This is a genomic window from Candidatus Poriferisodalis sp. (assembly GCF_965208895.1).
Taxonomy (GTDB): Bacteria; Actinomycetota; Acidimicrobiia; order Acidimicrobiales; family Poriferisodalaceae; genus Poriferisodalis.
Genome location: NZ_OZ242363.1, coordinates 552646 through 576475 on the forward strand (window position 1 = coordinate 552646; position 23830 = coordinate 576475).

General features: G+C 66.1%; 21 protein-coding genes. 11 read left to right on the forward strand and 10 right to left on the reverse strand.

Annotation, left to right across the window (positions count from 1 at the left end; translation table 11 throughout):
* Positions 1–28: 28 nt before the first annotated feature.
* Complete coding sequence (locus tag ACOGJB_RS02585) at positions 29–1168, reverse strand: amidohydrolase family protein (protein ID WP_419839269.1); 1140 nt, start codon at positions 1166–1168, stop codon at positions 29–31.
* Positions 1169–1421: 253 nt separating this feature from the next.
* Between ACOGJB_RS02585 and ACOGJB_RS02590 the strand changes: the two genes are divergently transcribed.
* The gene (locus ACOGJB_RS02590) at positions 1422–2420 is read left to right on the forward strand and encodes an NADPH:quinone oxidoreductase family protein (protein WP_419839270.1); all 999 of its coding nucleotides are present in this window, start codon (positions 1422–1424) and stop codon (positions 2418–2420) included.
* Positions 2421–2534: 114 nt separating this feature from the next.
* The gene (locus ACOGJB_RS02595; RefSeq protein ID WP_419839271.1) at positions 2535–2879 is read left to right on the forward strand and encodes a hypothetical protein; all 345 of its coding nucleotides are present in this window, start codon (positions 2535–2537) and stop codon (positions 2877–2879) included.
* An 825-nt stretch (positions 2880–3704) separates the two neighbouring features.
* Here the strand turns inward: ACOGJB_RS02595 and ribH are convergent.
* Entirely contained in the window at positions 3705–4211 is a 507-nt protein-coding gene (gene ribH / locus ACOGJB_RS02600; RefSeq protein ID WP_419839272.1) for a 6,7-dimethyl-8-ribityllumazine synthase, read from the reverse strand.
* A 52-nt stretch (positions 4212–4263) separates the two neighbouring features.
* Between ribH and ACOGJB_RS02605 the strand changes: the two genes are divergently transcribed.
* The 3 genes from ACOGJB_RS02605 to ACOGJB_RS02615 all read left to right on the forward strand — a co-directional run bounded on the left by ACOGJB_RS02605 (position 4264) and on the right by ACOGJB_RS02615 (position 10086).
* The gene (locus ACOGJB_RS02605) at positions 4264–8139 is read left to right on the forward strand and encodes a hydantoinase B/oxoprolinase family protein (RefSeq protein ID WP_419839273.1); all 3876 of its coding nucleotides are present in this window, start codon (positions 4264–4266) and stop codon (positions 8137–8139) included.
* 56 nt (positions 8140–8195) lie between these two features.
* Complete coding sequence (locus ACOGJB_RS02610; RefSeq protein ID WP_419839274.1) at positions 8196–8798, forward strand: MOSC domain-containing protein; 603 nt, start codon at positions 8196–8198, stop codon at positions 8796–8798.
* Between the two features lie 127 nt (positions 8799–8925).
* Complete coding sequence (locus ACOGJB_RS02615; protein WP_419839275.1) at positions 8926–10086, forward strand: AAA family ATPase; 1161 nt, start codon at positions 8926–8928, stop codon at positions 10084–10086.
* Between the two features lie 26 nt (positions 10087–10112).
* Here ACOGJB_RS02615 and ACOGJB_RS02620 read toward each other — a convergent pair whose 3' ends face one another.
* A complete protein-coding gene (locus ACOGJB_RS02620; protein WP_419839276.1) occupies positions 10113–11366 on the reverse strand; it encodes an ATP-binding protein in 1254 nt (417 codons plus the stop codon).
* Positions 11367–11661: 295 nt separating this feature from the next.
* Between ACOGJB_RS02620 and ACOGJB_RS02625 the strand changes: the two genes are divergently transcribed.
* Both ACOGJB_RS02625 and ACOGJB_RS02630 read left to right on the forward strand, forming a co-directional pair.
* Positions 11662–11901, forward strand: a complete 240-nt coding sequence (locus tag ACOGJB_RS02625; protein ID WP_419839277.1) for a type II toxin-antitoxin system Phd/YefM family antitoxin — start codon at positions 11662–11664, stop codon at positions 11899–11901.
* Complete coding sequence (locus ACOGJB_RS02630; protein ID WP_419839278.1) at positions 11898–12287, forward strand: type II toxin-antitoxin system VapC family toxin; 390 nt, start codon at positions 11898–11900, stop codon at positions 12285–12287. Before ACOGJB_RS02625 ends, ACOGJB_RS02630 begins: the two co-directional genes overlap by 4 nt.
* Positions 12288–12318: 31 nt before the next feature.
* Here the strand turns inward: ACOGJB_RS02630 and ACOGJB_RS02635 are convergent, their stop codons facing one another.
* Positions 12319–12912: an HD domain-containing protein gene (locus ACOGJB_RS02635; protein WP_419839279.1), complete on the reverse strand. Its 594-nt coding sequence runs from the start codon at positions 12910–12912 to the stop codon at positions 12319–12321.
* A gap of 5 nt (positions 12913–12917) precedes the next feature.
* On the reverse strand, positions 12918–13943 hold the full coding sequence (locus ACOGJB_RS02640; protein ID WP_419839280.1) for a branched-chain amino acid aminotransferase: 1026 nt from the start codon (positions 13941–13943) through the stop codon (positions 12918–12920).
* A 149-nt stretch (positions 13944–14092) separates the two neighbouring features.
* On the opposite strand from ACOGJB_RS02640, the gene ACOGJB_RS02645 reads away from it, so the two are divergent.
* Both ACOGJB_RS02645 and ACOGJB_RS02650 read left to right on the forward strand, forming a co-directional pair.
* Entirely contained in the window at positions 14093–16207 is a 2115-nt protein-coding gene (locus ACOGJB_RS02645; protein ID WP_419839281.1) for a 3-hydroxyacyl-CoA dehydrogenase NAD-binding domain-containing protein, read from the forward strand.
* Between the two features lie 31 nt (positions 16208–16238).
* Complete coding sequence (locus ACOGJB_RS02650) at positions 16239–17096, forward strand: TauD/TfdA dioxygenase family protein (RefSeq protein WP_419839282.1); 858 nt, start codon at positions 16239–16241, stop codon at positions 17094–17096.
* 24 nt (positions 17097–17120) lie between these two features.
* Here the strand turns inward: ACOGJB_RS02650 and ACOGJB_RS02655 are convergent, their stop codons facing one another.
* The 5 genes from ACOGJB_RS02655 to ACOGJB_RS02675 form a co-directional block, all read right to left on the reverse strand.
* On the reverse strand, positions 17121–17501 hold the full coding sequence (locus ACOGJB_RS02655; protein ID WP_419839283.1) for a hypothetical protein: 381 nt from the start codon (positions 17499–17501) through the stop codon (positions 17121–17123).
* A gap of 11 nt (positions 17502–17512) precedes the next feature.
* Positions 17513–17746 (reverse strand): hypothetical protein, encoded by a 234-nt coding sequence (locus ACOGJB_RS02660; protein ID WP_419839284.1) that lies wholly within the window; start codon positions 17744–17746, stop codon positions 17513–17515.
* A gap of 134 nt (positions 17747–17880) precedes the next feature.
* Complete coding sequence (locus ACOGJB_RS02665) at positions 17881–18093, reverse strand: type II toxin-antitoxin system HicA family toxin (RefSeq protein ID WP_419839285.1); 213 nt, start codon at positions 18091–18093, stop codon at positions 17881–17883.
* Positions 18090–18335 carry a type II toxin-antitoxin system HicB family antitoxin gene (locus tag ACOGJB_RS02670; protein ID WP_419840663.1) on the reverse strand — a complete coding sequence of 82 codons (246 nt, stop codon included), beginning with the start codon at positions 18333–18335 and terminating at the stop codon, positions 18090–18092. Before ACOGJB_RS02670 ends, ACOGJB_RS02665 begins: the two co-directional genes overlap by 4 nt.
* 399 nt (positions 18336–18734) lie before the next feature.
* Positions 18735–19871 carry an Ldh family oxidoreductase gene (locus tag ACOGJB_RS02675; protein WP_419839286.1) on the reverse strand — a complete coding sequence of 379 codons (1137 nt, stop codon included), beginning with the start codon at positions 19869–19871 and terminating at the stop codon, positions 18735–18737.
* A 96-nt stretch (positions 19872–19967) separates the two neighbouring features.
* On the opposite strand from ACOGJB_RS02675, the gene tcuA reads away from it, so the two are divergent.
* Positions 19968–21488 carry an FAD-dependent tricarballylate dehydrogenase TcuA gene (gene tcuA / locus ACOGJB_RS02680; protein WP_419839287.1) on the forward strand — a complete coding sequence of 507 codons (1521 nt, stop codon included), beginning with the start codon at positions 19968–19970 and terminating at the stop codon, positions 21486–21488.
* Positions 21489–21515: 27 nt separating this feature from the next.
* Entirely contained in the window at positions 21516–23807 is a 2292-nt protein-coding gene (locus tag ACOGJB_RS02685; RefSeq protein ID WP_419839288.1) for an NADP-dependent isocitrate dehydrogenase, read from the forward strand.
* The last annotated feature ends 23 nt before the right edge of the window (positions 23808–23830 follow it).

Genomic DNA, 23830 nt, shown 5'->3' on the forward strand with positions numbered 1-23830 from the left:
GAGCAGCACGCGCACACAGCGGGACGACTTAGGCAGCAGGCAGCACGTCGGGGTCGAGGTTGTAGAGCTCGAGGACGTTGCTCCAGACCATCTGTTCCTTCTCATCGTCAGGGACACTCGCGAGAATTTCGTCGAGGATCGGCTGCGAGTTCGGCCAGATCGAGTCGTGGTGCGGGTAATCGTTGCCCCACAGCAGATTGCCGACGCCGATCGAGTGCCTCGTCGCGATGCCTTCCACATCGTCCTCGAAGGTCACCCAGAAGTTCCGGTCGAAGTACTCCGACGGCTTCATGGTGAGCTCGTCGGAGACCTCCCACGGCGTGCGGTACGCCGCGTGGTCGAGGCGTTGCTTGAAATGGCCGACCCAGCCGGTCTCGTACTCTGCGCAGACGAAGCGCAATTCCGGGAATCGCTCCACGACGCCTCCGCAGATGAGGTCGATGATCGTGTTGGCGATGGTGGTATGCGCCAGCGTGTAGCCCTTGAGATGGCCCCCCGGTGTGCCCCAGTGTGTGGGCATGCCGCCTTCGAGGCTGGACCCAGTGAAGATGTGCATGGTGAGCGGCACGCCAAACTCCTGAGCGCGTGCCCAGAACGGGTCGAAGTCCGCATGGCAGTACGGCTTGGCCGGATCGATGTGTGCGGGGATGGCGAATCCGCGCACTCCCAGCTCGGCTGAGCGGTCGATCTCGGCGATGGACCGCTCCATGTCGGGCAGGGGCAAGCATCCGACGCCGATGAGCCGGTCGCGGTCCACCGAGCAGTAGTCGAGCACCCAGTCGTTGTGGTTGCGGAACGCAGCGTCGCGCACTTCGTCGTCGGGGATGGCGAAGGTGAACATCGACAGACTCGGATACATGACCTCGCCGACGATGCCGTCCCGGACCTGCTCGTCGAGCCTGACGGCCGGGTCCATGACGCCGGGATTGAAACCGTCGTAGCCCTGCTCGATGCGGGCGTGCGTGGCAGGGTCGGACAGGCTGGCCCCCGCGATGCCCAGCCGGCCCACCGGCACCGGCCGAATGCCGCCTGGCAGCACGAGCCATGTGCCCGGCTTGTCGTTGTGGCCCTTGCTGATGAAAGGCGCCCGTTCACCGAACCGATCAGTCAGTCCTGCATAGATCTCGGCCGCCTCGACCACATGCGAGTCGCATGAGTAATACCGCATCGCTCTCCCCTGTCACAATGGGCGGGCCGAGCAAGCTCCTGCGGCGCTCAGCCTCGCGCGCTGGCCACAGTACCAGTGCTTTCCTAGCCAGTTTCTTCGCCGTCACCGATGCGCCGTGGTCCCCCCCGCATCGGCATCTGCCGACTCGAGGACAGTTGGGCGGCGAGCCGCCCGCAAGTGTGCCCCGTCACGGCCAAGCCCGCACGCCGGGTCACCGCGGGTGCGAGCGTGCTCGGTGTGCCATCGTGTCGTCATGCGTGCATTGGAAGTGCAATCCCTGACAGGCCCAGCCGGCGTTGCCGTCGTCGATGCTCCCGAACCGGTCGCCGATCCCGATGGTGCATCGGTCATCGTCGACATCGTGTGCGGCGGGGTGTCGTTCCCCGACCTGCTGCAGAGTCAAGGTCTCTACCAGTACCGGCCAGATCCGCCGTTCCGGCCGGGAATCGAGGCCGCAGGCGTGGTGCGCACGGCACCCGACGACTCCGGCTTCGCAGCCGGTGACCGCGTCTGCGTATGGTCGAACGGCTGCTTGGCCGAAGTCACGGCTTCGGCGCCCCGTGACCTGTTCGCGTTGCCCGATGAGCTGTCGTTCGAAGAGGGCGCTGCTCTGGTCATGAACTACCAGACGGCCGTGTTCTGCATGATCGACCGGGCTGGCTTGCGCGAGGGCGAATCGGTGCTGGTGCTGGGGGCGTCAGGCGGCGTGGGCACATCGGGTATCCAGGTGGCGAAGGGAGTCGGCGCTGGTCCGATCATCGGATTGGTGTCCACCGAGGCGAAGGGTGAGATCGCTCGCGCAGCCGGCGCCGATCACATCGTGCTCATCAGCGACACTTGGAAGGACGAAGTGCTCGAGCTCACCGGCGGCCGAGGCGTCGACATGACCTACGACCCGGTCGGCGGGGATCGTTTCCTCGACGGCATCCGCGCGCTGGCACGCTTCGGTCGGCTCGTCGTGGTGGGCTTCGCTGCGGGCGAGATCCCGACGGTCAAGGTGAACCGGTTGCTGTTGCGCAACGTAAGCCTCGTGGGCGCCGCTTGGGGCGAGGCCGTTTACGCTGATCCGACGATCCCGGCCCGCATCCATGAACGCCTACTGACGATGATCGAATCCGGCACCGTGAAGCCGCCGATCGGACAGGTGCTGCCGTTCGAGCAGGCAGCCGAGGCCTACCGGCTGCTTGATGAGCGCGAAGCCGTCGGCAAGGTGCTGGTGCGCATGCAGCCGGGCCCCGCGGAAGCGCAGTAGGTTTGCATTGTTGGAATCTGTGTCACAATTCAGCACTCAGCATCCGCCCAAGATGGGAACCAGAATGAAAATTGCTCTCAAGGGTTTATCGGCTGCATTCATTGCAGTCTCCTCATGTTCGCACTGACTGCCCAACCAGCAGCAGCCGAATCGGGAAATCTCGAACCTGAGAAGAAACAGCAAGATGCAGACGGCAATGCGCAGGATGATCAGAATTCAGAGAATCCCCCGGATTCCGAGTCGTCCGACGGGTCTGAGCCACCTGAGGCAGGCCAACCCGAAACGGACGAGAATCAAGGCGCGCCGGGCCAGAACGAGGCGGACGACTCCCCTGATGGGGCCCCTGAGGATCAAGCCGAGGATGAGAACTCCGAAGAAGGCACCGAGGCCAAGAACGACGAAGATAATGAAGACATCAATACTGATGAACATGAGGGGGGATCCACCAGCAATCGATGAGTTCGAGCCACCAATAGGACAACAGGACGTTTGCTGGTGGATATTCGACTCAGGCTGTGGCGAACGACCTAGTACCGGTTATCACGACTGCGGCTCCTTATACATTAGCGAAATAGGCTATACACACAACGCTGATAACACTGGTTACACTTCTATCCATGTCGTCCCAACATGGTTTCTGCGTCACATGTCCAGAGTCGGCGACTATGCCTTGGCTTGGAACGCAATCAAGAACTGTCTCAAGGTTCACGGGCCGGCAGTGAAGGTCAGAAGCTGGAAATCAATCAAGCAACAATTTAAGTGTCACGCTCTCTCTCCCAGCGGTGTCGGAACGGGACCAACATGGGATCTTGAAGGAAAGCGAAGCGCCAACCGTAATCCTGCTGTATGGGCGCGAACGCGATGCAACTGGTGAGCAACAGTCACACCTTCTCAATTTAGCAATGCAGCGAATCGACAGCGCAAGACAGTTGTACCGATCGTTTCGGCGTCACATGCGCTCGCTTGACAGCTACGCGAAGATCGCTGTGTGGACAATTGTGCAACCTTTCTGCACTCTCTTCTGGGTCAGCATTGTCACGATTCGCTACGCCGATCTCATGGATTGGAAATGCTATGAGATATATGACTCACCGAACACGCTACTCAGCTGGTCGATTGCGATATGCGGGATGCTCTCCTCGACAATATCTGCCTCGTGGCTGTCATCCCGAAAGGTTCTCATTGTCAGTGTCTGTTCCCTGCCGTTGCAGTTGCTTTTCTGGTACTGGCTGCTCGCTGCACCTTGGGTGAGTTGCTGAACTAGTGCAGCGTCCATTACATGGACTACTCGATTGTGACAGTCTCTGGGCCAGCGGAGAGATCGCGGGCGAGTAGGGCCATCGCGACGGCGACGTAGGCCGCGTCTTCGCCGACGTTGTGGCCGCCTGGGCCTTCGCTGCGGGCTAGGGCCTGCGCTTCGTTCTCGACCGTGACGAGGCCGAAGCCGATCGGTATGCCTGTGGTGAGCTGGGCGGCCATCGCGCCCTGGGCGGCACCCTCGCTGACCAGCTCGTAGTGCGTAGTCTCGCCGCGGATCACTGCGCCGATGGTGACGATCGCGTCCACTTGGCCGGCCTCGGCAAGCAGCTTTGCCGCCAGCGGGATTTCGAAGCAGCCGGGCACCGTCACCTCGGTCGTGTCGGTGACGCCGAGCTCTTCCAGTCCCCGCTGGGTGCCTGCTGCGAGCCGGTCCACGATGTCGGGATTCCATGTTGCCCGCACGATGCCGACGCGCAGGCTGCTGCCCGAGCCTGAAGGCGGCCTGCCGGCCCGCTGATCGCCGCTTGCCACGCCTGCACGGTACCCCCGCAGTTGGCGACGGCGACGCGCCTACGCTGGGCCGATGACAGGCGCCCGCGCCCGGCTTGCGGCCGACATCGGCGGCACATTTACCGACATCGCACTCGAGGTGGTCGGCGGCGGCGCTCCGGTCCTTCACACCACCAAGGTGCTCACTACCGCTGACGCGCCCGCCGATGGGGTGCTCGACGGCGTCCGCAGCGTTCTTCGCGAGGCAAACGTTGTTCCTGGCGATGTCGAGGTGTTCATTCACGGCACAACGCTCGCCACCAACGCCCTCATCGAGCGTCGCGGCGCCCGCACCGCACTGCTCACAACTCAAGGCATCCGCGATTCGGTCGAGATGGCGCACGAGAACCGGTTCGAGCAGTACGACCTGTACATGCGCCGGCCGGAACCGCTCGTGCCGCGCAACCGGCGCGTCGGCATTCCAGAGCGGCTCGCCGCCGATGGCACGGTGTTGATGCCGTTGGACGAAGGCGCCGTGCGGGCCGCTGCGTCTTCGCTGGCCGCCGATGGCGTCACCAGCGTTGCCGTCGGCTACCTGCACTCGTACCTCGACGCCCGACACGAACAGCTCACCGCCGAGATCCTGGCCGATTGCTGGCCTGAGGCGACCGTCACCCTGTCCAGCGAGGTTTGTCCGGAGATTCGCGAGTACGAACGCTTCTCCACTGCGTGTGCGAATGCCTACATCGCACCGCTCATGCGGCGCTATCTGACCGATCTGGACGCGCGGCTGGCGGCCCTGGGCTTGGGCTGCGAGATGTTTCTCATGACCTCCGGCGGCGGGCTCGGCACGCTTGACGAGGCGCTGCGCTTCCCTGTCCGGCTGATCGAGAGCGGCCCTGCCGGCGGCGCATTGCTGGCGTCGCAGATCGCCCGCGGCCTCGACTGCGAACGGGCCCTCAGCTTCGACATGGGCGGCACGACCGCCAAGCTGTGCATCGTCGAGGGTGGCCATCCCCGTACGAACCGGGAATTCGAGGTGGGCCGCGAGTACCGCTTCCTGGCGGGCAGCGGGCTCCCGTTGCGACTGCCGGTGATCGAGATGGTCGAGATCGGTGCCGGTGGCGGTTCGATCGCCAGCCTGGATGCGCTCGGGCGCATCAGCGTCGGGCCGGCCAGCGCCGGCTCCGAGCCAGGGCCCGCTGCCTATGGGCGCGGCGGCGTCGAGCCCACGGTGACCGACGCCGACGCGGTGCTGGGCAGACTGCTGCCGGAGCGATTCGCCGGCGGGACGATGACGTTCGATATCGATGCCGCCGCCAAGGCTGTCACCACCTCGTTGGCGGAACCGTCAGGCCTGCAGACGACCGTTTCTGCCATCGGCATTGCCGAGGTCGTCGACGAGAACATGTCGAATGCCGGACGCGTCCACGCGGCCGACCAGGGCAGCGATATCAGCCGCGGCACGCTGATCGCTTTCGGCGGCGCGGCACCGTTGCACGCTGCCCGAGTAGCGGCCAAGCTCGGCATCGACGACATCGTGGTGCCTGCGGGGGCCGGCGTGGGATCGGCCATCGGTTTCTTGAGAGCGCCGGTATCCCATGAGTCGGTGCGGACTCGCCACGCCCGCGTGAGCGAGCTGACAGTGGCGAACCTGGCCGAACTCCTCGGCGAGATGTCGGCAGAGGCCAACGCAATCGTCCACGCTGCGGCTCCCGACGCACAGACCGCCACACACGTACGCGCCCTCATGCGCTACCGCGGTCAGGGTCACGAGATCACCGTCGAGATTGACGCGGCAGCGCTGCTGCACGACGACCTCGACAGCCCGATCGATGGCGAGGTGCGCAGCCAGCTTCGCACTGCGTTCACGAAGGCTTACCAGCAGCTCTACACGCGCCACATCGGCAACCTCGAGATCGAGGTGCTCAGCTGGCTGCTCGAGGTCCGCACTCCGGGGCCCGAAGTCGCCTCGCTGCACCGCGAAGTCGCCGACGAGCCGGTCCACTCCCCCACGACCACGCTCGTGACCGACACCGCCACTGGGCGGGCAGTCGCCCACGCAGTGTTCGAGCGCGATTCCCTGACCGAGGGCGCGTGGCTCGTCGGCCCCGCGCTGATCACCGAAGACCAGACGACGACGGTGGTGCCTCCCGGAGGCGTGGCCACGGTCATGGCGGGCGGGCATCTGCGGCTCACCGGCGGCACGGCACCCAGCGGTGCCCGCCAGATCGCCGACGTCGAAACCGCACCGATGGGTGCGAGCCACGTCGAGGCCGAGCTCGATGCGGTTCGGCTCGGCGTGCAGTGGAACCGCCTCATCTCGGTGACCGAAGAGCAGGCGCGGGCGCTGGTGCGAGCAGCCTTCAGCACGTCGACCCGCGAGGCCGGCGACCTGTCCGCTGGCATCTTCGATCCGCAGGGGCGGATGCTCGCCCAATCGGTGACCGGCACGCCCGGCCATGTGAACTCCATGGCGTACTCGGTGCTGCACTTCCTGGACCGCTTCCCCGCTTCGCAGATGCGCCCCGGCGACATCTTCCTCACCAACGATCCGTGGAAGGGCACCGGCCACCTGTTCGACATCGTGGTGGTCACGCCGGCGTTCCTGCGGGGCGAGCTGGTTGCGCTGTTCGCCTGCACCAGCCATGTCGTCGACATCGGCGGAGCCGGTTTCACCACCGACTCCAAAGAGGTGTACCACGAGGGCCTGTACCTGCCGATACTGAAGTTCGCCACCGACGGCGTGTTCGATCCGAACGTGGTGGCGATCATCGAGGCCAACGTGCGAGACCCGGTCCAGGTCATCGGTGACATCCACTCACTGGCTGCTTGCAATGAGACCGGCGCTGCGCGTCTGGTCACGATGATGGACGAGTACGCCATGGCTGATCTGGATGAACTGGCCAGTCACATCATCTCGTCGTCGCGCCGGGCCATGCTCGACGCCATCGGCGAGCTGCCGAGCGGGAACTGGAGCTCGACGATGCGGGTAGACGGCATCGAGGAGCCGATCGACATCGTGTGCGCCCTGACGCTCACCAAGGACGGCATTGAGGTCGACTTCGCAGGAACTGGACCCCAATCGAGCTGGGGCATCAACGTGCCGATGGCCTACACCGATGCGTATACGTCGTTCGGGGTGCGGTGCATCATCGGCCCGGACATCCCGAACAACACGGGCTCGCTCGATGCCGTCCGGGTGCTTGCGCCCGAGGGCTGCATTCTCAATGCCCCTCATCCGGCCGCCGTGAACGTGCGGCACGTGATGGGCCAGTTGCTCCCCGATGCCGTGTTCGGCTGCTTGAGCCAGGTGGTGCCCGAACGTGTGCCCGCCGAGGGCACGTCGTCGCTGTGGAATCTGCTCGGAACGGGCATGTGGCAGCCGGACACCGGAGTCGCCACGACCAATCACTCCAAGACATCCGTCGGGAGTTCGGGCGACGAGTCCGTTCAAGCCAAGCTCGAGCGCTTCATCCTGATGAGCTTCCATTCCGGCGGCGCGGGCGCCCGCCCGCAGGCGGACGGGCTGTCGGCGACGGCGTTCCCGAGCGGTGTGCGCAACATGCCCGTCGAGGTGAACGAGATCGGCTCGCCGCTGGTGTTCTGGCGCAAGGAGTTCCGCACCGATTCGGGCGGCCCCGGCCGGTACCGGGGCGGGCTCGGCCAAGTCATCGAGCTGGAGAACCGCCAAGGGCGAGACTTTTCGATCAGTGCGACGTATGAGCGGACGGTGTTCGCGGCCCGCGGCCGACATGGCGGAGGCCCGGGCGCGTTGGGACGGCTGTCGCTTGACGACGGCACCGAGGTGCGCTCCAAAGGCCGCTCAGTCATTCCCGGTAATCGCCGCTTGATTGTGGAATTCCCGGGTGGGGGCGGCTTCGGCAACCCGGCCGACCGCAGCCCGGAGGCGGCGTCGCGGGACCGGCAGCTCGAATTCGTATCGTCCCAAGCTGATCCGGCGCAATAATCCCCATTGGCAACCGGAATCACCGCCGTTGCGGATGACCTGAGAAAGCACGCGACATGAACGCTTCAACCGAGACCGGCACCGCCACGAAACGCAACGAAGCCGATGAGGCGCGCCATCGCAGCGCTGCCGAGTTGGAGGCGGCGTTGCCGCGCATTCGCGAAGCGCCCGTCGGCGACGGCATCATCCAGCTCATCGTCCGGCGCCCTGCCGAAGACCAGCGAGAGGTGCTGAACGAGGCCCGCATCAACGGTGCCGAAGGCATCGAAGGCGACACGTGGAACCAGCGCGGGACGTCGCTGTCGGCCGATGGGGGCCCGCATCCCAACAAGCAGATCACGATCATGAACTCGCGCGCGGCCGAAGCGGTCATCGGCCCGATTGAGCGCTGGCCGCTGGCGGGCGACCAGATCTACGCCGACCTCGACATCGGCCACGAAGCACTGCCCGTAGGCACACAGATGTCGATCGGCACTGCCGTGGTGGAGGTCGCCGTCGAACCGCACACCGGCTGCGCCAAGTTCGCCGCCCGCTTCGGCCGCGAAGCCCTCCGCTTCGTCAACACCGGCGAAGGAAGCAGCCTGCGCCTGCGCGGCGTCAACTGCCGAGTCATCCAGCCCGGCACGGTCCGAGTCGGCGACTCGGTCACCCGCCTCTGAGCAGACTGTGCCCTGACTCGGCGCTCTGCCCCGCATCGGTTCCGTCCGTGCCAGGTCTGCGGCCATATGACTACGAACTTCTATATTATAGAACTCCATAGTCAGTAGCAGTGCAAAGGTACGGTGAGTGTCCCAGTCGAACCCGTTTACACCAACGTTCGGCACAGCGCCGCCAGTACTGGCGGGTCGGGCGGACGTGATCGGTCGCGTCTCGATGGCAATGGACAGCGGTCCGCGTCACCCCGACTACACCCTGGTGGTGACGGGACGTCGGGGCACGGGCAAGACCGTTCTGCTCGATGTCATTGCCCGCTCGGCGGCGGAGAAAGGCTGGCTAGTGCTGCAGGTAGCGGGGTCAGACCGCCCGGATCTTGCCGCCAACGTGATGCAACGGGCGCATGAATTAGTGCGTCCGGCATCGTGGGCCGCGCCCGCCTTAGGTTTCTCGCCGGAGGCGACGGGTTCGCCTGACGGGCTGCCAGACAGACCGGTCCCGCTGCCTGAGCGGGGCGACCTGCGCAGCACATTGACCGCATTGGCCGACCAGGCTTCCGCCAACGGTGTCGGCGTTCTGCTGACCGTTGACGAGCTGCAGGCCAGCGCGGCGAACGCGCTGCGACCGCTGGCCTCGATATTGCAGCATGTGACACGCCGCGAGGAACGACCGCTGATGTTCGTGGGGTGCGGTCTGCCCGATGTCGCTCGAACGCTGTTGTCCGATCCCGGCATGACCTTCTTTCACCGGTGCGCACGCGCGGAGACGTCTCGTCTCACCGACGACGAGGTGCGGTTCGCGCTGGGTGAGCCCTTCACCGCTGCCGGAGTCCCTGTCGTGGGCGCTGCCCTCGACGCCGGCATCGCAGCTGCGGTCGGCTATCCATTCATGATTCAGCACATCGGCTACGCCGCATGGGAACGTGTCGATGGACTCGCTTCTACCGGAGTCTCCGCAGCCGACATGGCTGCTGCCATCGACGTCGCCGACCTAGCGATGACACAACAGCTCGTCGAGCCGGTCTGGGTCGGTCTGTCGGCCAAGGACCGAGAGTTCGCCATTGCCATTGCCACGCTGGGCGGCGTCGCCGAAGTACGGGAGTTGGCGGTTCGCCTCGGTTGGTCGGCCAACACCGTGAACGCGTACCGTCGGCGCGCAATCGACGCCGGGATCGCCGTGGCGGCGGGCCGCGGACGGCTTCGATTCGCCCATCAGGCCTTCGAACGCCACGCCCGCAGCGAGCATGCGCTCGCCGACCACGACCACGACGCGACTTCGCAGAGCGGCGCATAGCGGGCGGAGGCGACCTGTTGAGAGGCCTACGGACCGAGCTGAGTGATGGGGACGACATGCACACCGTCGGGCCGGCGGTATGCGGCGCCGACCGAGGTCACCACCATGAGCCCGGCGAGGTCCTGAACACGGTGTGCGGCGATCTTGTGCCGCAGCCGCAGCAGTGAGACCGCGGCGCGGTCCACAACCTCGGCCGCTGGACTCAGCTTCACCTCCGCAGCAATCCAAGCGCCATCTTGGCGCTCGATGACTGCATCGATCTCCAAGCCAGTGTCGTCCCGGTAGTGAAAGACCTCGCCGCCCAGCGGCGCGCTGTAGACGCGCAGGTCCCTGACAACCAGCGATTCGAAGAGCAGCCCGAGCGTCTCAGGATCTGCCAGCAACCGTTGCGGCGAGGCGCGCAGCAGGAAGGCGGCCAGAGATGGATCGACGAAGTGCCGCTTCGCCTGCTTGCGCAACGATGCCCGAGACCGCAGTGTCACCGACCATGCGGGCTGGTCCTCCACTACGAAGATGCGCCGCAACGCATCCAGATACGCCCCGACGGTATGGCGGCCGGGCGCTTCACCGTCCATGTCCGCCGCCAGCTTCGTTTCCTTGGCCTCGGTTGACACGTTGCGCGCCAGCGACCGCAGCAGTCGCCGCACGGCCGCCGGGTTGTGCCGGACCTCGCTCGCTTGCGGGATATCGGCTCGCGTGATCTCGTCGATGTAGTCGCCCACTGCCAGGCGAGCACTCTCGTCACCCAACGAGAGTCCGCCGGGCCAACCGCCTGCAACAAGCTGCCGTACCAGTTCGCCCAGCCCGACACCAGGCCTCGGCAACGACGATTGGTCCTCTCCTTCGAAGAGTCGGCGCAACGAGACCGCGCCCCCCGAAACCCCTGACTCATACAGCGACATGGTTCTCATCAGGACCCGACCCACGCGTCCGGTTCCGGTATGACGGGTCACGTCGTCGGCGGGAGTGGCCGATCCGGTCAAGATGAACTGCCCAGGTTGCGCCCGGTCATCACATGCACGCCGCACCGGATTCCAGATGCCCGGAGCGTTCTGCCACTCATCCAACAGGCGCGGCACGTCGCCGGCCAGTGCCGAGGCCGGGTCGGCTGCGGCGAGCAGGCGCATGGCCTCGGCATCGAATCTGGCTTCGCTCCGGGCATGGTTGCGACCCGTCCACGTCTTGCCACAACCCCTGGCGCCTTCGATCAGCACCGCGCCACGCCGCCGAAGAGATGCCTCGATCTGGAAGTCGGCGACGCGCGGCAAGTAGCCAGGCATGGTGAGCCTCGCGTGTAGTTCCGGCATTTCGCTGAGATCCTCACCCGGCACGTTGCGAGTCAACAATAGCGCGTTTCGGGAATCATTTATAGCGCGTTTTGGGAATGGTTTACAGCGCGTTCTGGGAGTCGTCCATAGCGCGTTGCGGGAATGCAGATCGGTCCGAAGTGTGCGACGCGTCCTGCTCGTGTGCCTGGTGCGTGGATCAACCGTTGCCTATCCGTATTAGTCTAGTCACTAGACTAAGTTTAGTGTAGGTGCCTGGACAGAATTAACTTGAAAGAGCTGAAAAAGCATGGAACAGTCCCAAATTGTGAACGTGCATGAGGCGAAGACGCACCTGTCGAAGCTGCTCAGCCGGGTTGAGGCGGGCGAGGAGATCGTGATTGCGCGGGCAGGCAAGCCCTGCGCCCGTCTGGTGCCGTACGTGCCGCGCAGACGTCGCACACCCGGTCGGATCCGTGGCATCACCGTCCCGCCCGAGTTTTTTGACCCGCTCCCGGACGACGAGTTGGCAGCCTGGGAAGGCGAATGAGCGGTTTGCTTCTGGATACCCATGCTCTGCTGTGGTGGTGGAGTAACGACCGTCGCTTGTCGCCAGCAGCTCTGGAGGCAATTGCCGATCCTGCCGCCACGGTTCATGTCAGCGCCGCCAGCGCCTGGGAAATTGCGACCAAGCACCGAAGCGGTCGCCTCGTCGTGCCACCGCGCGTCATCTCGCGCTTTCACGAGGAGACCCTCGCTGAGTCGTTTCACCACCTGCCCATCAGTTACGCAAATGCGCGCCAAGCGGGTCTGTACGAAGTCGCGCACAAGGATCCGTTCGACCGGATGCTGGCGGCCCAGGCCGAGATCGAATCGCTGACGCTGGTCAGCCTCGACCGGGCGTTCGAGGAATTCCCCGTCGCCACTCTCTGGTGACGCGGCCCCGCTTGCGATGGCCGGGCCGGGTTCAGGTCAGTGGGGCGGTGGCGGGGACTTGTGAGGGGCGGCTGAAGACCTCTTCGAGCAGGGGACGGAATTCCTCCGCTGTGAGGTTCGGGTACTTGGGGTCAAAGCAGTTCTGGTCGTAGTTCTGGCAGAAGTCCAAACAGGCGTCGTAATGGGGCGAGTCGCGGTATTGCTCGCGGGCGTTGCGATCCCCGCCGAGATGACCGAAGTAGTAGTAGCCCTGAAAGAGCCCGTGGTGAGCAATCACCCAGTGGGTGCGCTCATCGACGTAGGGCTGCAGAACCGCAGCGCCGGCGGCGCTGTGGTTCTCCGGCGCGAACGCATCGCCGATGTCGTGAAGCAAAGCCGCGGCCACCAAGTCGGTCGACTCGCCGTTGCGCAGCGCCCGGGTGGCCGATTGCAGGGAATGGTTGTAGCGGTCGATTTGGTACCCCAGCGTGGGGCCGCGCAAGCATCCCAGGATGTCCAGCAGATTGTCGACGAGCCCTGACCGGGTGTGTGCGTAGTGCTGACGGTCCAGGAATTCGTAGTCCTCGGCCGTCCCGTGCTCCATCGCGGTCCAGGAGACAATGCGGTCGTCGTCCCGGCTGCCCATGGCCCTCAGCCCTTGGCGGGAGTGCGCCAGCCGAATGGATCCGGCGCGGCGCCGACCTGGATGTCGACCAGCGCCTGGCGCAACCGCATCGTGTTGGCCCCCGGTTCGCCGTCGCCCACGGTGAGCGTCTTGCCCTCGTACAGGATGGTGCCGACGGGCGCCAGCACGGCGGCCGTGCCCGACAGGAACGCCTCGCCCCGCTCGGCCCAGTCGACCAGCTCCTCAGGGTCGATCGAGCGCTCCTCGACCTCGTAACCGAGCGATGCGGCGAGCTCGATGACCGACGAACGGGTCACACCGTGCAGGAACGACTCGTCGAGGTGTCGGGTCACGACCCGCTCGTCGTCGACGAGGAAGAAGTTCGACGCCCCGGTCTCAGTGATGTCACCGCCGGTGGCAAAGAGCATCTGATCGATGGCCTCGTTGCCGGCCATGGCATCCAGCGTGGGAGCGAGCGCCATGGCGTAGTTGCCGCCGCACTTCACCATGCCGAACTGCGGGACAGTGCGCGGAATCTCGGTTTCCACCAGCAAGGTCAACGGCCGGACCCCGCCCTTGAAGTAGTCGCCGACCGGGCAGTTGACGACGTACAGCAACGCACTGCGGGTCGGGCGAGCCGCAGCGCCGATATCGGGCTCGGTGCCGATGAGCGTCGGTCGGATGTACAGCGATCCAGGCGGGTCGGGCACCTCGCCTGAGTTCGCTTCGACAGCGTCCACGCACATCTGGTGCAAGACATCGCCCTCAATAGCCGGCAGGCGGAGGCGGGTCGCGCTGGACACCATGCGGTCCACATGGCGGTCCAGCCGGAAGATGGCCAACGACCCGTCAACTTGGCGGTGCGCCTTCAGGCCCTCGAAGATGGCGCTGCCGTAATGGAGCACGTGGGCAGCCGGGCTGATCGAGAAGTCGCCGAACGGCTCTGCGGCTCCGCCGTATACATACGGCCCGTCGTCGGCTCGCGCCGTCGTCATCCAGTCGCAGAAGATGGTCCCGAACGGGACCGTGAACGGGTCGGGCTTCTCGGTCACCGTCGCTCCATTCGATGCTGCTCGGGGCTCCTGGTGCGCCCAAGACATCCGCAGCGTATCGCCCGGCCCCGGCCGCATCGGGGAGAATTTGCCGCCTCCAGCGCGTCAGACTCGAAATCGCGGGGCCGTCGTTGCGTACGCTGCGGCCCATGACAACCCAGGACCAGAACCAGATCACCGAGTCGGTCCGACTCGAACGCCGCGACGACGTGGCACTGCTCATCGTGAACAACCCGCCCGTCAATGCGCTGAGCTACCACGTGCGCCAGGGCCTCATCGACGGCATGGCTGCTGCCGAGGCCAGTGACGCGACGGCCATCGTGCTCATCTGCGACGGCCGCACCTTCATCGCCGGCGCCGACATCACCGAGTTCTCCCAGCCCCCCAAGCCGCCCGGTCTCGTACCCGGCCAGGAAGCCATGGAGAACTGCAGCAAGCCAGTGGTGGCCGCAATCCACGGCACCGCGCTCGGCGGCGGGCTGGAAGTGGCGCTGTGCGCGCACTTCCGCGTCGCCATCAGCTCGGCGCAATTCGGTCTGCCCGAGGTGAAGCTGGGCCTGCTGCCCGGCGGTGGCGGCACGCAGCGCCTGCCCCGCATCACCGGCCCGCAGCGAGCGCTGGAGATCATGGTCAGCGGCAATCCCATCGGCGCTGCGGAGGCGCTCGACTGCGGACTGATCAACGAGATCGTCGGCAGCTCACTGGCCGATCTCGAAGCCGGGGCGGTGGCGTTCGCTCGCCGGGCGGTGGCGCAAGGCATGCCCCGCCCGCGCATCCGCGACCGCAACGACCGCCTCGAGGGCTTCGGGGCCGAGCAATTCGCCGCCTTCCGGGCCTCCATCGCCCGCAGGACGCGAGGCTTCGAGGCACCCGATTGCATCGTCCGCTGCGTGGAGGCCGCTGTCGAGTCCGGCACCAGCGGCGATTTCGAGGCAGGCCTCGCTGCCGAGCAGCGCATCTTCGGCGAGCTGATGGGCAGCTCGCAGGCCGACGCGCAGCAGTACTACTTCTTCGCCGAGCGAGCTGCTCAGAAGGTGCCAGACGTGCCGCGGGACACCCCCCAAGTCGACATTGCGCGTGTCGGCATCCTGGGCGCGGGCACGATGGGCGGCGGCATCGCCATGAACTTCGCCAACATCGGCATCCCCGTCACCCTCGTGGAGCGCGATGAGGCGAGTCTGGAACGGGGTCTCGGCGTGGTGCGGCGCAACTACGAGCGCACGGCTGCGCGGGGCGGCATCTCCTCGGACGATGTGCAGACCCGGATGGACCTGCTGCAGGGTTCGACCGACATGGGCGATTTCGCCGACTGCGACCTGATGATCGAGGCCGTCTTCGAGAACATGGCGCTCAAGAAGGACGTATTCGCCCAGCTCGACGCCATCTGCAAGCCGGGTGCGGTGCTTGCCAGCAACACCTCGGCGCTGGATGTCAACGAGATCGCCTCGGCCACGTCGCGCCCCGAAGACGTCATCGGCATGCACTTCTTCTCCCCTGCCAACGTCATGCGGATGCTCGAGGTCGTGCGGGGCGATGCCACCTCGCACACGGCGATTGCCACTGCGATGTCGATCGGCAAGCGGATCGGCAAGACACCGGTGCTGTGCGGCGTCTGCCACGGCTTCATCGGCAACCGGATGCTGTTCATGCGAGGCATCGAGGCCGAGAAGATGCTGCTGGAAGGCGCCGCGCCGGCCCAGATCGACAAGGTCGTGTACGACTTCGGCTTCCCGATGGGACCGTTCGCCATGAGCGATCTCGCCGGGCTCGACGTCGGCTGGAATGAAGCCACCTCGTCGAGCTCGACGGTGCGCGAGGTGCTGTGCGAGTCGGGTCGGCGAGGACAGAAGAACGGCCGGGGCTACTACATCTACGACCCCGACACCAGAGCGTCGACCCCCGACGCTGAGGTCGAGCAGATGATCCGCGAATTCGCCTCCGAGCGGGGGGCGGTGCTGCGAGAGGTCACCGACCAGGAGATCCTCGAACGCTGCCTGTACCCGATGGTCAACGAGGGCGCGAAGATCCTCGACGAAGGCATCGCACTGCGAGGCAGCGACGTCGACGTCACCTGGATCAACGGCTACGGCTGGCCGATCTACACCGGCGGCCCGATGCACTGGGCAGACGAGATCGGGCTGGCCGAGGTGCTGGGCCGCATTCGCCACTACGACGAGACTCTGGGCGGCGACCACTGGACGCCGAGCCCGCTGCTGGAACGGCTGGCAGCCGAAGGCGGCTCGCTGGCCCGCCACGAGAACTGAGCAGCGAGGACTGAGGACCGGAGCTGAACCGATGCTGACCATCGATCCGATCCATCCCGACTTCGGAGCCCGGGTCACGGGAATCGACCTGACCGCAGAGCTTGACAGCGAGGCGAGAGCGGCCCTGGTCGACGCGATCGACACATACTCGCTGCTGCATTTCCCGGGCCAAGACATGTCCGACGAAGCACAGCTCGCACTTACCGAACTGCTCGGCGAGCCCGAGCCCAATCATGTCGTGTTCGGCAAGACCGGCAAGGTCGTGTACTTCGGCACCATCGGCAACGTGATCGACGCTGATTCCAAGCGAGACGAATCGGATCCGCTGACCCGCAATCAGAAGGGCAACAACCTCTGGCACTCGGACTCGTCGTTCCGGCTCGTGCCGTCATACGTGTCGATCCTGCACGCCTACGAGGTGCCCGGCGAGGGCGGCGAGACCGAGTACGCCAGCCAGCGGGCTGCCTACGAGCGGCTCGACGCGTCACGCCAAGCCGAGATCGGCGACCTCCAGGTCCTGCACGACTACGTCTTCAGCCGCACCCAGGTGGCCCCGGTCGACTTCAACCACGCAGCATCGCTGCCGCCGATCCCCCACCGGCTCGTGCGCACCAATCCCAACAACGGATTGAAGAACTACTACGTCGGGTCTCACGCCCGGTCCATTGTCGGGTGGCACGGCATCGAGAGCCGGCGGCTGATCGACGAGCTGAACGCCGGCGCCACCCGGCCCCAAGACGTGTACTCGCATCGCTGGAGCCCGGGCGACACCGTCATCTACGACAACCGCTGCATGCTGCACCGCGGTGCCGGCTACGACGCCGACCGCTGGCGCCGCTACATGCGCCAGACCCGAGTGCAGGGCCAAGGCCCGACCCTCGACGAGTAGGGAACAAACCTCAGCACCACTGAGTCAGATCTGCTCCACCCTGACATCACGGGCATGCGCAGCCAGTGCACTGATGTCGCCGCGATCACCGGTGAGTACCGATCCTCCAGGTTCAGCACAAGCGACCACCAGTGCGTCGATTGCCGAGCCGCGACGAGCACGCGTCCTGAGCCAAGCTGCCCGGCGCGCCACACCCTCGTCTATGTCCGTCACGATGCCGCAGGACTTCAATAGGCAGTTGGTGTTGGCGTCCCTGCCAGGATCGCGCAGGCACTCCACCAGCACCGGCGAGGGCACCAGCGGCGGCCAGACACCTTCTGAGACAAGCGTGAGCCGCAACACGCCAGCTCCCCTGCTGCGGCCTGCGAGGAACGACACTCCACCGGAGTCAAGCACGAGCGCCATGACGTTCGGACTCAGCTGGCAGCGCGCTCGTCACGTCGAGCCAAACGCCTTGCCAAGTCCTCTGCCCAGGCAATCTCGGCCGGATCAGGTGCGCCGACCTCCTCGAACAGATCCGCCGCGTCAGCTTCTGCCGCAGCAATCAGGTCGCGGCGTTGGACTTCCACACGAATGGCGTCCTGCAACAGTTTCGAGACCGGCAGCTTGCGCGCCTTGACCTCCGCATACAGCGGCTCCGGCAGGTACACCTGCATCCTCGGCATACGCATAAATATACACCCCTCCGTCACTGCCCGATCTTGGCACCCACATCGAGGGAGCCAGAAACGAATTTCCGTGACGCCACTCGCGCTGCCGGCCCCACCCTTGACGGGTAGCGCGCCTATGCGTCTTGGAACCGGCGCCAGTCGATGCCCAGTTGTCTGACAGCGGCACGCACGGTTCCGATCTTCAGGTCGCGCCCGCGCCAGTCGGGAAGCACGGTGTCACGTTGATTCTCGGGATTGAACCAACGCCGATGCGAGCCGCCGCCGATGCGGGGCACCTCATGGCATCCCAGCCTGTTCAGTTTGCGAGCTGCGTCCCGGTATCTCACGGAATGGCAACGAGCGCCTCGACTGCTACTGGTCCATCTTCGTCATCGAGGTAAACGCTCGGCGGCAGCGGGCGACCACGGTCCTCGTAGATTTCCACGACTGCCGCAAAGGCGTCTTCGGCGTTGGCGAGTGCTTCCGACACAGAGTCGCCTTCAGTCACGAGTTCGGGCAGCACAGGCGAGGTGACGGTGAAGCCGCCTTCGGGTTGCGGTTCCAGGACCAAAGGAACTCTGGCGATCACTGATGCACTCCACGCGCTCCCGTCCATGCCCTCCGTGGCCAACCGGACACTTTGAGCGTACCGGATCGGCATCCCGACACAAGCTCAGACTCGCTCGGCGCGGATGGCTTTCTGCAGCAGTTTCGCGACCGGCAGCTTGCACGCCGTGGCCTCCGCATACAGCGGCTCCGCAGCGACATCCGCAGCTCACCACGGCCGAATGGGACGCCCACATCGATGCGTTCATGTGCTCAAGAGGGAACACGGCGTTCTGCTGATGAGCGCCCCCAACTACCCTGACACCGTGGCAGCGAAGGGAGGTGCAGTTGAGCCCTGCCCGGCTGCTGGTGGGCGCATCGCCCATCCACATCATCCACACGCCGAACGAAGTGCTGCCCGGCCGGTGCGCCGCGCGAGGCGTCAGCCGGCTGCCACAGCGATCGTTGATTCGGGCACGCCGGCGGCGCGGGCGCCGCTGCAGATGCTCTCCCAGGTCTCCGCGGGCAGCGTGATGCCGTTGGCCATGCGGTGCTGGCGACGCTCGTGCTCGACGTCGCCGGGCAGCTTCACCGCCTGGTCGGGATCGATTGCCGCCGCCTCGCAGAACCAGTCGAGATAATCCGCCGCGATCCCGTTGTAGCCATCGTCGGTCTCACCGACTGCAGCATCGATCTGGGCCGGGTCGACGTACACCGAGAGCATGCCGTTCGCAAAACGAATCCGGCGCGGGCCCGCTGTGCCCGTGCCGGTGAGCGCACCGGCCAGCAGCTCGCACATCACCGAGATGCCCGAGCCCTTGTGCTCCCCCATGGCCCGCAATGCCCCGGGGCCGTCCATCGAATTGGGCCGCTGGCCCTCTTCGAACGTGTAGAGCACCCGCGGGTCGCCGGTGATCTCGCCGTCGCCGGAGACCAACGCGTTGTCCGGCACGGCCGGACCGCCGTGCAGCGCGACCATCGCCTTGCCCTCGGCCACCACCGACGTGGCGAAGTCATGGATGACGGGCCGGCGACCGGCGACCGGGGCTCCGTATGCACACGGGTTGGTGCCCATGCGCCGCGCCTTGGCACCGAACGGAGCTACCAGCCGGCTGTTGGCGACGTTCACGAAGTGCACCGAGACGAGCCCCTGTGCGGCAGCCATCTCGGCGTACTCGCCGATCCGACCGAGGTGCCCGGCATTGCGCAGCCCCATGACCGCTACGCCCAGCTCCTTGCAGCGCTCGATGCCCATCGCCACCGCAGCAGGACCGACGGTCTGGCCCATGCCGTACTGACCGTCCACGAGCATCAGCGCACCCGAGTCGATCAGCACCTTGAGTTCCTGGTCGGCGAGCTGAACGCCGTTGGCCAGCAGATCGACATACAACGCTGAGCGGATCACGCCGTGGCTGTCGTGTCCGGCGAGGTTGGCGCCCACAAGGCTGCGGCCGATTCGCTCGGATTCGGCATCCGAGCACGCAGTGTGACGGAAGATCTCGGCAATGAAGCCGGCCAGGCGTTCATGGTCGATGACCACGGGCTCGCCGGTGTCGGTCGTTGTCTGCTCTTCGCTCATCGCGGCAGCGTACGTCGCGCACCGACCGGGTTCCCGCCTGGGCGCCGCTCGGGCCACGGCTTCGCCTATCGGCTCAGCCTCATAGGCTCGCCCGGCGTGAATCAGCCTCCGAGCGCGCCGCCGCCTCAGAACTCGCAGCACTACGACGTGGTGGTCATAGGAGCGGGCAACGCGGCCATGTGCGCTGCGCTGGCCGCACACGAAGGCGGCGCACGGGTGCTTGTTCTCGAGCGGGCGCCCGAGGCCGAAGCCGGCGGGAACAGCCGCTTCACTGCCGGTGCGATCCGTTTTGCCTACGACGGCGTCGAGGACTTGCGGGCGTTGATGCCCGACCTCACCGACACCGAGGTCGAGATGACCGACTTCGGCACCTACACCGAAGAAGAGTTCTACGCCGACCTCGGCCGGATCACCGACTACCGGTGCGATCCCGAGCTAGCGGACACGCTCGTCACCCGCAGCAAGGACACCTTGCTGTGGATGGCGAGCCACGGCGTGCGCTTCGCACCGATCTGGGGACGTCAGGCCTTCAAGGTGGACGGGCGGTTCACGTTCTGGGGCGGCCTCACCGTGGAATCCGTCGGCGGCGGCGAGGGTCTCGTGGAGTCCCTGCGGGCCGCGCTCCATCGGAATCAGATCCCGCTGTGGCACGAAGCAGCAGGGCGCTCGCTGCTGACCGACGACCGTGGCGCAACCCGGGGCGTTCGCGTGCGTCGCGAGGGCCGCGTCGTCGACGTTGCCTGCGACGCGGTGGTGCTGGCGGCCGGCGGCTTCCAGGCGAACGCCGAGTGGCGAACTCGCTACCTCGGCCCCGGCTGGGACCTGGCCAAAGTGCGCGGCACCCGCTTCAACACCGGCGACGGCATCGCCATGGCGCTCGACATCGGCGCCATGCCCTATGGCAACTGGAGCGGCGCCCACGCGGTCGCCTGGGACTACAACGCCCCGGAGTTCGGCGACCTCGCTGTCGGCGACGGCTTCCAGAAGCACAGCTACCCGTTCGCAATCGTGCTGAACCAGAATGGCAAGCGTTTCCTGGACGAAGGCGCCGACTTCCGCAACTACACCTACGCCCGCTACGGCCGCGAGATCCTGGCCCAGCCCGGTCACTCGGCTTGGCAGGTGTTCGATGCCAACACTGATCACCTGCTGCGCGACGAATACCGCATCCGGCAGGTCACCAAGGTCACCGCCGACAGCATCGAAGAGCTCTGCGCTCGCATGGACGACGTGCACACCGAGGGCGCGCTGGCGACCATCGCCGAATTCAACGCTGCGGTCGACCGTACCGTCGCGTTCGACCCCAACGTGCTCGATGGCCGCCGCACCTCTGGTCTCAGCCCCGACAAGACCAACTGGGCGATGCCGATCGAAACGCCGCCGTTCGCTGGGTACCGGGTCACGTGCGGGCTGACGTTCACGTTCGGCGGCCTGCGCATCGACGAAACCGGACGCGTGATGGACACCGATCTGCGACCGATCGAGGGCCTGTATGCGGCGGGCGAGCTGGTCGGCGGCCTGTTCTACGGCAACTACCCCGGTGGCTCGGGCCTCTCGGCGGGCGCGGTGTTCGGCCGTTTGGCGGGAAGCTCGGCTGCTGCGCACGCGGCCAGCTGACCCGGCGGGCGGTAGCGTCGAATCGCTATGTCGATGACCTCCTCGCCCCCCAACACGAGCTCTGCCAGCACTGGCTCGAAGCTCGTCTACACCCATACCGACGAGGCGCCGGCGCTGGCGACGTACTCGCTGCTGCCGATCGTCACCGCGTTCACCGACGCGGCAGGCGTCGAGGTCGAGACGCGCGACATCTCTCTCGCCGGTCGGATCATCGCGGTCTTCGCAGACACGCTCGAGCCTCACCAGCGCAGGAGCGATGCACTGGCCGAGCTCGGCGAGTGGACCCAGGATCGTGATGCCAACATCATCAAGCTGCCGAACATCTCCGCTTCGGTGCCGCAGATCAAGGACGCCATCGCCGAGCTGCAAGCAGCGGGTTATGCGGTGCCGGACTATCCCGACGACCCCGCCGATGCTTCCGCGCAGGAGATTCGAGAGCGCTACGACCGGGTGAAGGGCTCGGCAGTGAATCCGGTGCTGCGCGAGGGCAATTCCGATCGCCGCGCGCCCCGCGCCGTCAAGGAATACGCCCGGCAGTACCCCCACTCGATGGGGGCTTGGTCGCCACAGAGCCGAACCCATGTGGCGACGATGTCCGGCGGCGACTTCCGCTCCAACGAGCAGTCGGTCACCGTGGAAGGCGCCGGCTCGCTGAGCATCGAGCACGTCGACGGCGAGGGCAACGTGCGACTGATGCGCAAAGTGCCGGTGGACGCAGGCGAGGTGGCCGACTCCACCTTCATGTCGGCTGTCGCGTTGCGCGAGTTCCTCGACGCTCAGATCGAAGATGCCCGTTCGAGCGGGGTGCTGTTCTCGCTGCACCTCAAGGCCACGATGATGAAGGTCTCGGACCCGATCGTGTTCGGTCACGCCGTGCGGGCGTTCTTTGCGCCGGTGTTCGATCGGCACGGCGAGGTGCTGGACGCGGCAGGCGCCGATCCCAACGATGGCTGGGCCAACGTGCTGGCCGTCGTCGAATCGCTGCCAGTCGACCAGCGCGACGCCATCAAGGCCGACATCGCTGCGACGCTCGATGAGCGGCCCGGGTTGGCCATGGTCGATTCCGATCGCGGCATCACCAACCTGCATGTGCCCAGCGACGTCATCGTGGACGCATCCATGCCGGCCATGATCAGAGCCTCCGGCCAGATGTGGAACGCCGAGGGCGACCAGCAAGACACCAAGGCGGTCATCCCAGACTCGAGTTACGCCAGCGTGTTCCAGGCCGTGATCGACGACTGCCGTGCCAACGGTGCCTACGACCCCACGACCATGGGCTCGGTGCCCAATGTCGGCCTCATGGCCCAGAAGGCCGAGGAGTACGGCAGCCACGACAAGACCTACGAGGTAGACGTCGCCGGAAGCATGCGGGTCGTGTCCGAGGCTGGCGAGGTACTGATGAGCCACGAGGTCGAAGCCGGCGACATCTGGCGCATGTGCACCACCAAGAACACAGCGATCTCCAATTGGGTGGATCTGGCCATCGAGCGCGGGCAGCTCACCGGGGCGGCTGTGGTCTTCTGGCTCGACGCAGACCGGCCCCACGACGCGCAGCTCATCGGCAAGGTCGGTGCCCGACTGGCCGAGCGGCAGGGCACCGACGCCTCGATCGGCGAGCTCGACATCGGGACGCTGGCACCGGCGGATGCCTGCCGTTTCTCGCTGGAGCGCATCCGCAGCGGACTCGACACCATCTCGGTGACGGGCAATGTCCTGCGCGACTACAACACCGACCTGTTCCCGATCCTCGAGCTGGGCACCTCGGCCAAGATGCTCTCGGTCGTGCCGCTCATGGCCGGCGGCGGGCTCTTCGAGACGGGGGCCGGAGGCTCGGCACCCAAGCACGTTCAGCAGATGGTGGCCGAAAACCACCTTCGCTGGGACAGCCTGGGAGAGTTCCTTGCCCTGGCGGTGTCGCTCGAGCACCTTGCACGGGTTGCCGACAACCCCGCCGCGCAGCTGCTGGCCGACACCCTCGACGCCGCCATCGGCACCTGGCTCGCTGAGGGCCGTGCGCCCAGCCGCCGGGTGAACGAGCCCGACAACCGCGCCAGCCACTTCCATCTCGCGAACCACTGGGCCGACGAGATGGCCAACCAGGGCACCGACGCAGAACTGGCCAGCCAGTTCGCACCGCTGGCCGCGGCTCTCGCCGGTAACGAGCAGCAGATACTCGCCGAGATGGTGGACTGCCAGGGCGATCCCGTCGACTTGGGCGGCTACTACCTGCCCGACCCCGCGCTGGCTGAGGCTGCCATGCGGCCGAGTCCCACGTTCAACGACATCCTCGACAGCTTCCGCGTCCCTTCGGCGGGCTGACGCCCGATGTACCCGCCACGGCG